The sequence below is a fragment of the Flavobacterium sp. UMI-01 genome (assembly GCF_019656315.1).
GTDB lineage: Bacteria > Bacteroidota > Bacteroidia > Flavobacteriales > Flavobacteriaceae > Flavobacterium.
In genome coordinates this window covers 1-336 of sequence record NZ_BPLU01000060.1, presented here as the reverse complement: position 1 = coordinate 336, position 336 = coordinate 1, and the positions used below count along the sequence as shown (strand labels likewise).

General features: G+C 30.1%; 1 protein-coding gene. It reads right to left on the bottom strand.

Features of this window, described 5'->3' with window-relative positions; genetic code table 11:
• A partial coding sequence (locus K5R64_RS13610; RefSeq protein WP_374758136.1) for a DDE-type integrase/transposase/recombinase occupies positions 1-336 on the bottom strand: 336 nt, incomplete at both ends.

Here is a 336-nt window from a genome sequence, read left to right as displayed (position 1 = left end):
GTATTCATATTGTCAGCAACATAATACCCCATAATCTTTTTAGAATAAGCATCTGTTACCAAACTTAAATAACATGGATTATCTCTTTTTCCGATATAGGTTATATCAGATACCCAAACCTGTTCAGGCCTGTTAATTTGTAAATCTAAAATCTGATTTTGATGTTTTCTAAATCGATGATGTGAATTAGTTGTTACATGATAACTTCGTTTAGGCTGTATTAATAAATGATTAGCTCTGAGTATATCAAAGAATTTATCTCTTCCTATTTTCATTAGTTGAAGTTTATCCAGCAGAAGATAATATAGTTTTCTTGTGCCTACTCTAGGCATTATC